Annotated in this window: 8 protein-coding genes; 1 reads left to right on the plus strand and 7 read right to left on the minus strand. The window is 46.9% G+C overall.

Annotated features, from left to right (window positions below):
• Positions 1-94 precede the first annotated feature (94 nt).
• The gene (locus tag RID53_RS12555; RefSeq protein WP_446388417.1) at positions 95-4846 is read left to right on the plus strand and encodes a PA14 domain-containing protein; all 4752 of its coding nucleotides are present in this window, start codon (positions 95-97) and stop codon (positions 4844-4846) included.
• Between the two features lie 65 nt (positions 4847-4911).
• Here the strand turns inward: RID53_RS12555 and RID53_RS12560 are convergent, their stop codons facing one another.
• The 7 genes from RID53_RS12560 to RID53_RS12590 all read right to left on the minus strand — a co-directional run bounded on the left by RID53_RS12560 (position 4912) and on the right by RID53_RS12590 (position 13053).
• Positions 4912-5748: an ABC transporter permease gene (locus RID53_RS12560; protein ID WP_446388418.1), complete on the minus strand. Its 837-nt coding sequence runs from the start codon at positions 5746-5748 to the stop codon at positions 4912-4914.
• A 141-nt stretch (positions 5749-5889) separates the two neighbouring features.
• Positions 5890-7623, minus strand: coding sequence for a diflavin flavoprotein (locus RID53_RS12565; RefSeq protein WP_446388419.1), 1734 nt, complete (start codon positions 7621-7623; stop codon positions 5890-5892).
• 175 nt (positions 7624-7798) lie between these two features.
• On the minus strand, positions 7799-8365 hold the full coding sequence (locus RID53_RS12570) for a phosphate-starvation-inducible PsiE family protein (protein ID WP_446388420.1): 567 nt from the start codon (positions 8363-8365) through the stop codon (positions 7799-7801).
• Positions 8366-8574: 209 nt separating this feature from the next.
• Complete coding sequence (cysK, locus tag RID53_RS12575; RefSeq protein WP_446388421.1) at positions 8575-9507, minus strand: cysteine synthase A; 933 nt, start codon at positions 9505-9507, stop codon at positions 8575-8577.
• 40 nt (positions 9508-9547) lie between these two features.
• A complete protein-coding gene (locus RID53_RS12580) occupies positions 9548-9949 on the minus strand; it encodes an HNH endonuclease (protein WP_446388422.1) in 402 nt (133 codons plus the stop codon).
• Positions 9946-10308, minus strand: coding sequence for a hypothetical protein (locus RID53_RS12585; protein WP_446388423.1), 363 nt, complete (start codon positions 10306-10308; stop codon positions 9946-9948). Before RID53_RS12585 ends, RID53_RS12580 begins: the two co-directional genes overlap by 4 nt.
• A gap of 87 nt (positions 10309-10395) precedes the next feature.
• A complete protein-coding gene (locus RID53_RS12590) occupies positions 10396-13053 on the minus strand; it encodes a cyclic nucleotide-binding domain-containing protein (protein WP_446388424.1) in 2658 nt (885 codons plus the stop codon).
• Positions 13054-13107 lie beyond the last annotated feature (54 nt).

Raw genomic sequence — 13107 nt, forward strand, 5'->3', positions numbered from 1 at the left:
GTATGCCGCTCCTTGTGGTCAGCGATCGCGAATAGCCATCCAAAGATGACTGCTTTCTGGAAACTAACTGATTACACTGATTAATCCAAACGTTATGCAACTAGACGCCAACCTCGCTGGGACTGACGATACATCAATGATGAGTATGCAACATAATCACAATCTTCCTCATCAAGACCATCCAGGCAAGCAAACCGAACATCTAGAACTATTGGATTTAGTTCCTCATTCAGCCGCAACTCATGTCGCTATAAACGATGGGTCATGGTTTGATCCAAATACATGGGAGCAAGGTCAAGTTCCTGGAACTGATGCTAAAGTCGTCATTTCTGAAGGCGTTCATGTCACCTACGACGCCGAGAGTGACACTCGTCTAGAAACCGTGCGCGTGGACGGAACATTGGAATTCGCCCACAACCGCAATACCAAAATCGTCGTAGACACATTTATCGCATCACCGACAAGTACATTAACGATTGGTAGTGAAGCCAATCCGATTCAAGCCAATAAAACTGCCCGAATTGTCATTGCCAACGATGGAGAAATTGATGCCAATTGGGACTCCACACTCATTAGTCGTGGCGTTATCACTCACGGTCAAGTTAGAATCCATGGTGCAGAAAAACTCGATTTTATATCGCTGCAAACAGACGCATCAGCCGGTGATAATGAACTGGTGTTAAATCTGCCCGATGGCATGACTACACCTGCTGGCTGGCAAGTTGGGGATCAATTAGTCTTAGGTGGAACATCCTACAATCCCGACGGTTCGGATGAAGATAACAGTCGGTTCCAAGATGAAGTCCTAACCATCACCGAAATTAACGGCAACCGGATTCAATTTACCAACAACGACATTACTTCTGGTGATAACACCGTACTCCGATTTGACCACCAGCGCCCCGAAGGATTCGAGGACGAGGACTTAAACCTTTACATCGCCAACACCAGTCGGAACGTTATCTTCGAGACCGAAAACGCTGAGACAGTCCCCACTCAGCAACGGGGTCATGTGATGTTCATGCATAACCCCGATGTCGAGGTACAAAACGCCGGATTTTACAACTTGGGACGGACGGATAAAAATCAGCTTGTTGATGACCCAGGAGAAAATGTCGATGGTTCGCCCGGTTCCGGAACCAATCCCCGTGGGCGATATGCATTGCATCTGCATCGCACTGGGGCTGAGGATATCAACAGTACACCGTCTCTAGTCAAAGGTAACGCCATTGTCGGCAGTCCGGGGTGGGGAATTGTGCATCATGACAGCCACGCCGTCTTGGAAGACAATGTGGTGTTCGATGTTGTTGGGTCTGGAATTGCCGCAGAAGCCGGAAATGAACTCGGTGCATGGCGCAATAACATTACCATCAAAACTACAGGCGATGACCGTCCCCAAGGAGATTTAGATAACTCAGATCGTGCTGCTTTCTTTGACTTCGGCTTTAACGGTGAGGGGTACTGGGTGCAAGGAGCTGCCCAAGTGGAGATGGTTGACAATATTGCCATTAGTGCAGCAGGTAGCGGGATCAATATTTTCAGTCATGCGAATGGTATAAGTAGTGTCAGAGATGCTGATAATGTCGCAATCGCTAACTTGCCCCCAGAACGACAATTTCTCTACCAAGCTTTTGAGGGTAATGATGATCCCAATACAATCGATGTGGCGAATGTACCCCTGCGTCGGTTATCAGGCTTCGAGAGCTATAACTCGGATGTGGGGATCATCTTCTGGAAACACATGTGGAACAACGATGGTCAGTTGGCGTTTCAGGCTGGCGGTTTGAAAGAACCTCATGATGCTCGTTCCCTGGTTGATAATTTCAAACTTTGGAATATCCATGGTGAAGGGATTTTTACTAAGTACAGCACACAGATTGATTTTGTCAATGGGCTGATTGTTGGTAACGTTGAGAAACCCGTTTCCGTGGAATGGAGATCTCAGAACGCAGGTCGTGGTCACGGTATCAGTGGCAACACTCCTGCTCAAGACTTTTTGTATAAAAATCTTCGCATTGAAGGCTTCGAGCAAGGGATTCGCTTACCGCGAGAGGGAGATTACAACAATCCGATATCATTCCTTGGCTCACGTCTTGAAGACAGCTATTTAGCAAACAACACCAATAACCTATCAAAGAAGCGGCATTCCTTTGGTGACCCAAAGGCTTTCCCGGATTACTTTGAGATTGTAAACACTCAGTTTGAAAGTTCTGCTTCTAACCTTGCTCCCACTGCTGCTTTCAGTTATGAGTCCGTTGGTGATCAAGGTGTTGTCACCTTTGATGCTAGCGATTCATTCGACAGCGACCCATCCACCTCACTGGAACTTGCTGGTAACGCGATCGCGAGTTACGGTTGGGATTTTGATAATGATGGAAGTATCGACGAATTCGGTCGCCAAGTCAATCACCAATTTGACTCAATCGGTTCTCACAATGTCAGCCTGACGGTTTGGGATAGCCAAGGCGCAACCAGTACCCTAACTCAACAGGTTCAGGTCATCCCAACACCTTATCCAAACTTAATCACAGACAGCACCTTTAGCGTTTCTCAGGAATTTGGTGGAGCTGGCCATGCCTTTAACAGCTCACGCGCAGGAGAGGGTTGGATTGCCTCGAGATGGTCACTAGATCCTGACATTGGCGATGATGGTGCTGCTGTTGTCTCAGGGGGTCCTGCGAATGTGGGAATCGGTCAAATATTTCTGGATAAGGGTGTTCGGCGGGGTCAGCAGAGTCTGAGTATTGATATCAAAAACACCGAAGGCACAGATAAGGCAAATGAAATTACGGTTAGTGTCTGGGGTGTTGATGGAGAATTTAATAATAAAGTATGGCGTCTTGATGGTCCAAACCAAGCGGGAGCAATTCCGATGACCAAGGAGATGCTCTTACAGCAAACTGTCGGGGGTTCAACTTTCGACTGGACTACTTTCAACTGGGATGTGGACTTCGGTGAGGGGTATCAATTCCTAGTGTTCCAAGTGGCTGTCGATGATCCTGACCTAGAGAAAGGCGACTTCATTGCCATTGACAATATCTCTATCGACGATGATCTTCCTACTAATAGTAGCGGGAATGGTCTAAAAGCCGAATATTACAATAACCGCGATTTTACCGACTTAGCCTTAACTCGCACTGATGAAACTGTGGACTTTAACTGGGGTTCAGGTTCACCCGATGCGACGATAGACGCCAATACCTACTCGGTACGCTGGACAGGTTCAGTCGCACCTCTCTACTCAGAAACCTACGAATTCTTCACCAATTCTGATGATGGTGTACGCCTGTGGGTGGATGACCAACTACTGATTGACAATTGGACAAATCACGCGGCGACAGAAAATAGTGGCACAATTGACCTGCAAGCGGGTCAACAGTATGACATCCGCATGGACTACTACGAAAATAAAGGCAAATCAGTAGCACAATTATTGTGGTCAAGTGAGAATCAAAGTAAGGAGATTATTCCGGAATCTCAGCTTTATTCTCCTGCTGTTGATACGCTCAGTCCAGATGTGAGTGGTAACAGTCAAGATAAGGAGATTGTTCCGGAAGCTCAGCTTTATTCCCCTGCTGTTGATACTCCCAGTCCAGAGGTTAGTGGTAATGGTACAGGGTTAACAGCCGAATACTACAATAACCGCGATTTTACCGACTTAGCCCTAACTCGCACCGATGAAACTGTGGACTTTAACTGGGGTTCAGGTTCACCCGATGCGACGATAGACGCCAATACCTACTCGGTACGCTGGACGGGTTCAGTCGCACCCCTCTACTCAGAAACCTACGAATTCTTCACCAATTCTGATGATGGTGTACGCCTGTGGGTGGATGACCAGCTACTGATTGACAATTGGACAAATCACGCGGCGACAGAAAATAGTGGCACAATTGACCTGCAAGGGGGTCAACAGTATGACATCCGCATGGACTACTACGAAAACAAAGGGAAATCGGTAGCACAATTGTTGTGGTCAAGTGAGAGTCAAAGTAAAGAGATTATTCCGGAATCTCAGCTTTATTCTCCTGCTGTTGATACGCCCAGTCCAGATGTGAGTGGTAACGGTACAGGTTTAACTGCCGAATATTACAACAACCGCGATTTTACCGACTTAGCCTTAACTCGCACTGATGAAACTGTGGACTTTAACTGGGGTTCAGGTTCACCCGATGCGGCGATAGATTCCAATACCTACTCGGTACGCTGGACGGGGTTTGTGGAACCGCTTTATTCCGAAACCTATCAGTTCAAAACCTCTTCTGATGATGGGGTGCGATTGTGGGTAAATGACCAGCTACTGGTTGATAATTGGACAGACCATGCGGTTACCGATAATCGTGGCACGATTGACCTAGAGGCGGGACAACAGTACGAAATTCGCATGGAGTATTATGAAAACTGGGGGAAATCAGTGGCACAACTGGCTTGGTCGAGTGCGAGTCAATCGGAGGAGATTATCCCTCAAAGTCAGCTTTATGCGGCTAATTCCAGTGATTTTTCGGTGAATGCAATGATGCAAAATACTGCTGATTCTTTGACAACGGTTGCGTCGGGAGGTGACGAACTTTTAGGCAATACAGGTGTTGAGGGTTTCGACAATGATGGACATTCGCATCTGCTTGTAACTGAAGAAAATGGCAGTCAGGAGAGCTTTGATCCTTCAACTGAACAAATGACTTTAGCTAGTCATCAAGATGTATCAGACTCGTTTACTGCTAGTGAAGTGACGCCGATTAATCTGACAAACAGCATCGGTATCGGAGATCCTTTCACGAATGAGACTGTTGAATCTCTGATTGAAATGCCTCAAGCTGAACTGCTGACGGTTCCAACGCTTGTGTAATATCAGATTCGGTTCAGTCTACTGCTAGAATAGGGCACGGCAATGCCGTGTCCCTACCCTTCTACCTAAATATGGGGATCTAAAGCGTCTCTTAAACCATCTCCGAGTAAATTAAAGGCTAAAACAGTTAGGGTAATAAACAAACCAGGAAACAAAATTGTCCAGGGAGATGATAGGGAATAGCCGCCCTTAAATGCATCGGATAACATCGTTCCTAATTCCGGCGTGGGAGGTTGTGCGCCTAACCCTAAAAAACCTAATCCCGCTGCTTCTAAGGTAGCCGTACCAATAGAAAGAGTGGCTTGAACAACTAAAGGACTTAAGCTAGCTGGTAAGATATGATAAACAATAATCCGTCCCGACGTAGCACCAAACGATCGCACGGTTTGCACAAAGTCCTGTTCCCGCAAGGATAGCACCATACTGCGAGTCAAACGGATAAAGATGGGGACTTGCACCACACCCACAGCAATCATCACACTGGAGATACTAGGACCGGTTACCGTGACGATCGCGATCGCAAGTAGAATTGAGGGAAAGGCTAACAGAATATCAGTGAACCAGCCAATCACGGTTTCTAACCCGCCTCGAAAATAACCCGCGATTAACCCCAACACAACTCCCACAATTAACCCTAATCCCACGGAAACTAAACCGATAAACAAAGACGTGCGTAACCCATACCATACCAGGTCAAGAATATCTCGTCCTAAACCATCAGTGCCAAACCAATGATCCAAGCTGGGGGGTTGTAACCGGGCGGTATAATTGCGATCTGTTGCGGGATTATAAGGATTGAGAATCGGTGCTAGCAGCGCCAATATGATGATGGTGAACGTGATTCCTAGACCAATTTTGCCAGATGTTGATTGCCCAAATCGTTTAACGGCGTTGTTTTCCATGGATGCTGGTAAGGGGGAACGGGAAATGGAGAGTCGGTGTTGTAGTTTTACCTAATCACCCCACACTCCATACCGTGACTACTGTTTAAGTAGCTTACCTGTCCTTTTTGGTTTATGGCGCTAAAGCGCAACTACGAACAATCAATAACGATTGCCTGATTTGCGGTGATGTACGGCCGTCATCCCGGTTGATTGCAATACTTTACCATTATCAACAACCGCATAGACTAACCAGTGATCGCCGCAGTCCATCCGACTCTTAACCGTACATTCTAAATAAGCCAGGGCATCTTTAATAATCGGACAACCATTTTCCGCTGTTTCCGTCTCTAACCCCGCAAATCGATCATCCCCTGGGGCAAAGGATTGCAAGAAGTGTCGCCGGACATTCATCCCTTCTTTTAAGATATTCAGGACAAAACTATCTCCCGTATGCGTCAGAGATTCAACTGCCCGATCTTTGGCGATCGCAACAGTAATTCCTGGCGGATTGAATGAGGCTTGCGTTACCCAAGAGGCTAACATACCACTGCGGACATTCCCGCGCTGCGCCGCGACAACACATAATGATCCGACAATTCGTCCCACCGCCTGCGCCGTTCGGTCAATTTGGGCGCTGCTGACGGCTTGTTTGGGGGCGCGGAATTTCTTGGATTTTTTCAGCGCCTGGGCAAAATCTGTGCCGACTTCTTTACAATATTGAATTGTCTCGTCGTCAGGTTTAAACTTAACTCGAATCGGTTCAAATCCCAGGCGATACCCCGCATCTAAGAGTTTACTTTCAATTTCATCAACGGCTTCGCCACTCCAGCCATACGATCCAAACACCCCAGCCAGTTTGGTTTTGGCAGCATTGGAGAGGACAATCCCTAACGCCGTTTGCACTTGAGTGGGGGTATGTCCGCCTAGGGTTGGGGAACCAATTAAAAAGCCATCACTGCGTTGAATTGCGGCTTCAATATCAGTCGGTTCGGCAAATTCACAGTTAATCGATTCGACAGCTGCACCAGTTTTGGTGATTCCTTTGGCGATCGCTTGGGCTAAGGTTGCGGTATTTCCATAAGCTGATGCATAAATTAGCGCCACTGTCAAGTCTTGTTCGGTTTGCTGCTGACCCCATTGGCGATAATCATGGATGAATCGGCTGAGGCTATAACGAACAATCGGACCATGACCCGGGGCGTACATTTTCGCCGAGAACGTGGCTAGTTTGTTCAGGGCGACGTCTACCTGTCGTGCTTGGGCGGCATGGAGACAATCATAATAGTAGCGTCGGTCTTCGTCTAAGCGTTTCCAGTTTTCGTCAAAGAGTTCATCGCCGCAGACATGGGCGCCAAAGAGTTTATCGGTAAATAGGATACGACTTTGGGGGTCATAAGTACATTGTCCATCGGGCCAACGGGGTGTGGGGATGGGAATGAATTGTAGCTGATGATTTTGACCTAAATCTAAGGTTTCCTCGCCTTTAGGTACCCAAACATTACATTGGTGTTCCCGTAAGGCATTTTGTAACGCAACTGCCCCGGCTTTAGAACAAACAAAGGTAATTTGCGGGGCTAAGTCTAGCAAGGCTTTCAGCGTCACCATTCGGTTGGGATTAACGTGACCTAAAATCACATAATCTAATTGCTGCACATTTAGGCATTGCTGCAATTGAGTCAGGAAGATTTCAGTAAACGATTCCCCTGGCGGATCAATCAGCGCTGTTTTATCGGCTTGGATAAGATAAGAGTTGGCAGTAGTCCCCCGTTGTAGGGAATATTCCACCTCAAACTTGAGTCTATCCCAGGTTCGCGATCGCAAAACCGTTGTATCCGTTCCTTCGATGGCGACAACTTGGACATCACGGGGTTTAATATTAGGTATTGTAGTCATAGAGAATCAGTTGGATGAGATTAATGTTGACGGTTTAAATTAGGACTTACGCAAAGGATCTATATGTAGGGTGGGGAGAGCGTAGTGTAACGCATCTTAACCAATATATAGGGTGTGGCTGCGTAAGTTCTGAGATTAGGAAAAAGGGAACAGCAAATAACGTGATATTCGGAATTCAGTGACCTCTTTTATCTGCCACAACAGTCGTCTTGGGGTAAGGCGTTAACGGGTTATTATTAGAGTCATTAACCTGATGCTGAGTCGGCTGTTTATATCGAATAGAGAACCGTTTCTCCGGATCAATCCCATCGAATGTTGGCGGCAAATAGACTCGTACAATTAATAAGGCTGCCATCACAATTAAGAACGCACAGGCAGCTAAAATTTGAATCCACGAGGTTTCCAAGACTCCTCGCACAATCACCTCCCGCAGAACGGAGACAATGGAAACTTCTACCGCGACGCCTATCGATACCCTTTGTTCTTGTAAGTAAATAATCAGCAGTCGAAATAATTCAACCAAAATCAGCAAGAACAGAATATCTGACGTTACGCCAGGGAAATCTAAGGGCGGTAGCAACTCCACAAACATCTCTCGTAGCTGAATCGCCATAAAAGCAAATAAGCCAACACAGAGGGAAATGATAAATAAGTCTTGGATTGTTTCCAGCGCCCGGACAATGTGATTCCGCTTAACCTGTTCGTACCAGTTTGGCGGCGAGGATGGTAGAGGCTCGTGCATGGGAGGTTCCTTCTGTATCACTAGCTCCTAGATTACATTGTTAACGCTTATCACTGCAACATTTTTTTATTTGCAAATTTAATGTATTACATCAACAGATTATAGAGGGAGAGAGGCTAACGATTAAACCTTAAATATCAATAATGACGCCATACTTGTAGTACGAGCATCTTGCTCGCTACTCGTACCCAATTTAAATACATGACAGATTAATGGGCAAACATTGGTGTACTCAGATACCGTTCTCCACCACTGGCTTGAATCACCACAATTAGGCGATCGCGATTTTCGGGACGACAACCTATCTGTAATGCAGCATACACCGCCGCCCCTGTAGAAATGCCACTGAGAATTCCTTCATCCTGCGCCAACTGACGCCCGATTTCGTAGGCTTGCGCCTCATTCACCTGCATAATTTCGTCAATCAAATTCACCCGCAACACGTCAGGAACAAACCCCGCACCAATTCCTTGTAAATTATGGATTCCCGCAGGTTTGCCACTTAAAACCGCACTCTTAGTTGGCTCAATTGCCACAATTTTCAATTGGGGTTTTTGTTGTTTGAGATAGCGCCCCGCCCCGGTGAGTGTCCCCCCTGTGCCAACGCCTAGCACAAGATACTCAATTTGTCCATCTGTCCCTTGCCAAATCTCTGGTCCCGTGGTTTGATAATGGATTTTCGGGTTAGCGGGATTACTAAATTGTTGTGGGGAAAACGTATTTGGGAGAGTCGCCAGCAACTCATTCGCCCGGGCGATCGCGCCAGCCATATCTGCTTTAGCAGGTGTCAGCATAACCTCCGCACCGTAGGCTTTCACCAATTGCTGACGCTCACGGCTCATATTTTCTGGCATGGTTAAAATTAAACGATATCCCTTAGCCGCACAAACCATGGCTAAACCAATACCCGTATTCCCCGATGTCGCCTCAATAATCGTCGAAACTCCCGGCTGAATCAATCCCGCCTCCTCCGCCTCCGCAACCATACTAATCGCGATTCTGTCTTTAATCGATTTGGCTGGATTCATCCCCTCCAGTTTTAAGACAATTGTGGCGACGCAGCCGTGACGTTGAGGAAGGCGTTGAAGTTGCACCAGGGAAGTGCTACCGATAACATCTGTAATATTCGAGTAAATTTTCATAGATGGCAGATGGAAGTACAATTTCACTTACTATAAAGTCTTAGGGAAATAAACCTAAACGAATCCATAGTTGCCTTGCTGTTACTTGTGCTTGACTGTTCATCTCTAAATACGCGATCGCGACTCTTCCAATAGGTGTTTTCGCCACCAATTTTCCCGAATCGCTGTCTACTTGGAAATGATCATCCCACAAGTCTTGTCTGGGATGAAACAGACGAACTTCCCGATTGGATTCAGGATCGAGTCCACTGATACGAGTTCCTTTACGCAGATTGCAGGAGCGACAAGCAAGAGCCAGATTGAATTCAGCATTAGCGCCGCCTCGGTAAAGGGGTATGATGTGTTCGACTTCAAACGGAAAGTTGAATACCAGTTCAGGAGCATGACAATATTCACAGCGATGAAAGGCACGATCAGCAACTAGAGTATAGAAAGGATTCATGGGTTCAGTTGCTGTATCAAAGCGGCGGTTCGGGCTGTGGCGGCTTTCAATTCAGCCTCGACAAGACTATCTAACTCCGCTTGTTGTTCTGGAGGTAGCGTCTGTCCCTGATCGCGGGCTGTTCGCCACCGATTTATCAACTTAGATAAACGCTGTTGCTCAACTTCACTAAAAAACCAGTCAGGACGAAAGCTTTGGAGAATCAGTAGAGTACCTAATTCACCTCCTTCTAGCTGGGCGGTCAATGCATCTAACGCTTCACCTGCGGTTTTACCAGTGGATTGCTTATCACCTGCAATCGCTCGATAAAGCCTCTCACCGCTTGCATCGGATACTGGCAAGATAGCAACTGTAGTCATGTCTTTACTTGAGAGTCTCTTGCTCACTAATTATAGTTTATAGTTGGTTCGTCATTGCGCTGTCTTCGCTTACCTAAACACTGAAATTCACCCGATCATTAATTGAAAGAAAACCACGGTAAAACCAGCCATCAGCACCAAATGAGGTAAATTGTTCCAGAACGGACGTTGGGTAATTTTTAACAACGGATAGATACTGAACGCTAAAAGTGAAAGCAACGTCACCCCCTGTAAAAAACTCGCCACATCCATACTCCAGGTTAACGTTGGCCAATTCACCCCAGAATAGCCAAAAGTACGAGCCATAACAGGTAAAATTTGACCTGCTTCCGTAATTCCGGCTGGCACATAATAGGCTAAGTTCGCCGCTAACACCATGGGCAGATAGGCATAAATGACCCTTAAATAATCCGGCATTTCTTGGTCAAATAGACGCGCCAGTTGATGGGTCAAATAGGTCGCGACAAAGGGAATCAGCAGCAATAACGTCACCACAGGGAACGCCGTCAATAAATGCTCAGAATCTAAGGGTATATTTCCCAAACCCAACCACCCCAGAATCCGGTGCGAATAGTGCATAAAGACGCCGCCAAATAAGAGCAACATCAATGCCACTTCTGCCCAAAATCCTTGATGATTCTCCAATAAATCCGCCGCCGGAAATCGCAAATTGAATTGCGCTGAACGGTTCGGACAAGCCTTAAGACAGGTCATACATAACACACAATCTCGATTATCCTGTAACTGAGCCGGATGAGAATAGAGAGGACATCCTCCTGTGGCTTGTCCTTCATTCGGTAAGGGATTCCTAAAATTAACGGGTGTCGCCTCACTACCTTTATAACAACCAAACGTACTGCATTGACTCCCACAAACTTGCTGAACCGATCGCACTTCAATCATAGAAAGTTTGGCAAACATCCCATTCATCCCACCAATGGGACAGAGATAGCGACACCAGAGGCGGCGTTCATAAATGACACTACAAATCACCGCACCCGCAGCAATGGCGACTAATAGCCAAGAGGACAGGTAAGGCGTATGAGGTAAATCCCAGAGTTTCTCCCACAAATAAATCGCCACAAATCCGGCAAATAACACCCAAGCGCCCCATTTATTTAACCATTTCGTGGACCACGGTAAGAGTTGGCGCGGAAATATCCACAGGGAGACTTTTCTAATCCATTCCCCTGTAATCATAAACGGACATATTGCACACCAAAGGCGACCGACAAAGGCAAATAAAAAGAGGTAGAGGGGCCACCACCACGCCCAGAAAAAATTCAACGTAATACTGGCATCTCGGCTTTGCGGACCGATATATCCCATCACTGTCACTGGGATAAAAATTGCCATGACGATAAACCAGAACCGTTGGGGCCACCAGTCACTTAAGAGAAATTTACGTAACCAAGGTAGTTGGTTGAGTAAATCGACGCGGAAGGCATTTTTCTTTGATTCTACAGACCAAAGAACCTGTTCTGGAATCACCGATTGTCCGGCGGGTGTCATCAAGACGGCGCGTTGCAGGATTCCTGCGAGTTCGGCAATATTTCCGGGATAATCATAACTGATTAATCGGCGCAAATTGGCTTGATCCAGTTGCAGGATTTCCTCGCGTTGGCGACAGAATTTATGGAGGAAATAGCGAGCAAATTCGGGAATATCTCCTTTACGTTGGGGGAGGCTAAAGAGTTTGATGGTATGAACATCTACCCCAGACAAGGCGATTTTTTGGGGACTGGCGAGGATCAGGCGCACCCAGGATTGGACAAGGGGTGGCGGTGAGGATTCCTCAGGTTCGGGGTTGGGATTGGGGGTAAAGCTGCCTGTTTTGATAAAGTGAATTAGGCGATCGCGCTCTTGAGGGGTTAAGAGATGGACATTATCAATCAGTAAACTCCCCCGTTCAAGTAGTTCAATCACCCCCAGTTGTTCTCCCTGTTTACCAAATAGGGCATCGGTATTCACGACACCCGCTTCAGTTTTGGGTAACTCAGCGCAGTCAATTTCGGCAAACTGACGGTTTTGCAGGGATGAACCAGCATGAATTAACCCCGCCAAGAAGGTTTTGCCACTCCCGGCTGGGGCTTGAAACATGACAGGTTTTAGGTCATCCTGGGCTTGTTGAATCTGCGATCGCAGTTTTTTGGTGGCTTTACTCGTACCGATGATATCTTCTCCCCTGGGTACGGGCTGAATATAGCGCTGTAACCCCTGAATTCTCGCCTGTTCCTTTGCCATTCGCATGGCAAAGTTGGCTAAGTCTTGCGCCAATAGGGTATTAATTGCCCCTTGAAAGTCTGGATAGGTGCGACAGAGGGTACGAAACTCAGTTTGTCCGAGGAACCAAATTTCACTCTTCGTCAGGGCGACGGCGCTGGCGCGATAGCTAGCGGTGTCTTGGTTTTCTACTAATGGCACATAGCCAAAGGTTTCCCCCGCATTGCGATAAGTAATATGGGTTCTACCCACCAGAGAATGGCGATAAATCTCCACAGTTCCCCATTTGAGTAGATACAAACCCGCTGGCTGTAATCCTTGGCGATAGATTTCGCGATTCGGTTCCACTGTCAAGGGTTTAAAAGCCCTCGCCATGGCTTGAATCGCAGCGTCGCTAAGTTCTCCCCAAACTCGGTGAAAACTCAACCAGTTACAGCATTCCTGAATTGCTTGATCATCTAGAGTAGTTCCGACATCATGGGTAGGTTGGAGAGGGAGTTGTTCAATTGGGCTGGCTGACATAAATTCGCCCCGGAAAACCTTAAATACGTTTTAACTTATCGGTTATTGACAAAG

This window comes from Coleofasciculus sp. B1-GNL1-01 (assembly GCF_040220235.1).
Taxonomy (GTDB): Bacteria; Cyanobacteriota; Cyanobacteriia; order Cyanobacteriales; family Coleofasciculaceae; genus Coleofasciculus.

Excerpts from the sequence above, each read along its gene's own strand:
- RID53_RS12555 (WP_446388417.1), top strand. The coding sequence starts at position 95 with ATGCAACTAGACGCCAACCTCGCTGGGACTGACGATACATCAATGATG.
- RID53_RS12560 (WP_446388418.1), bottom strand. The coding sequence starts at position 5,748 with ATGGAAAACAACGCCGTTAAACGATTTGGGCAATCAACATCTGGCAAA.
- RID53_RS12565 (WP_446388419.1), bottom strand. The coding sequence starts at position 7,623 with ATGACTACAATACCTAATATTAAACCCCGTGATGTCCAAGTTGTCGCC.
- RID53_RS12570 (WP_446388420.1), bottom strand. The coding sequence starts at position 8,365 with ATGCACGAGCCTCTACCATCCTCGCCGCCAAACTGGTACGAACAGGTT.
- cysK (WP_446388421.1), bottom strand. The coding sequence starts at position 9,507 with ATGAAAATTTACTCGAATATTACAGATGTTATCGGTAGCACTTCCCTG.
- RID53_RS12580 (WP_446388422.1), bottom strand. The coding sequence starts at position 9,949 with ATGAATCCTTTCTATACTCTAGTTGCTGATCGTGCCTTTCATCGCTGT.
- RID53_RS12585 (WP_446388423.1), bottom strand. The coding sequence starts at position 10,308 with ATGACTACAGTTGCTATCTTGCCAGTATCCGATGCAAGCGGTGAGAGG.
- RID53_RS12590 (WP_446388424.1), bottom strand. The coding sequence starts at position 13,053 with ATGTCAGCCAGCCCAATTGAACAACTCCCTCTCCAACCTACCCATGAT.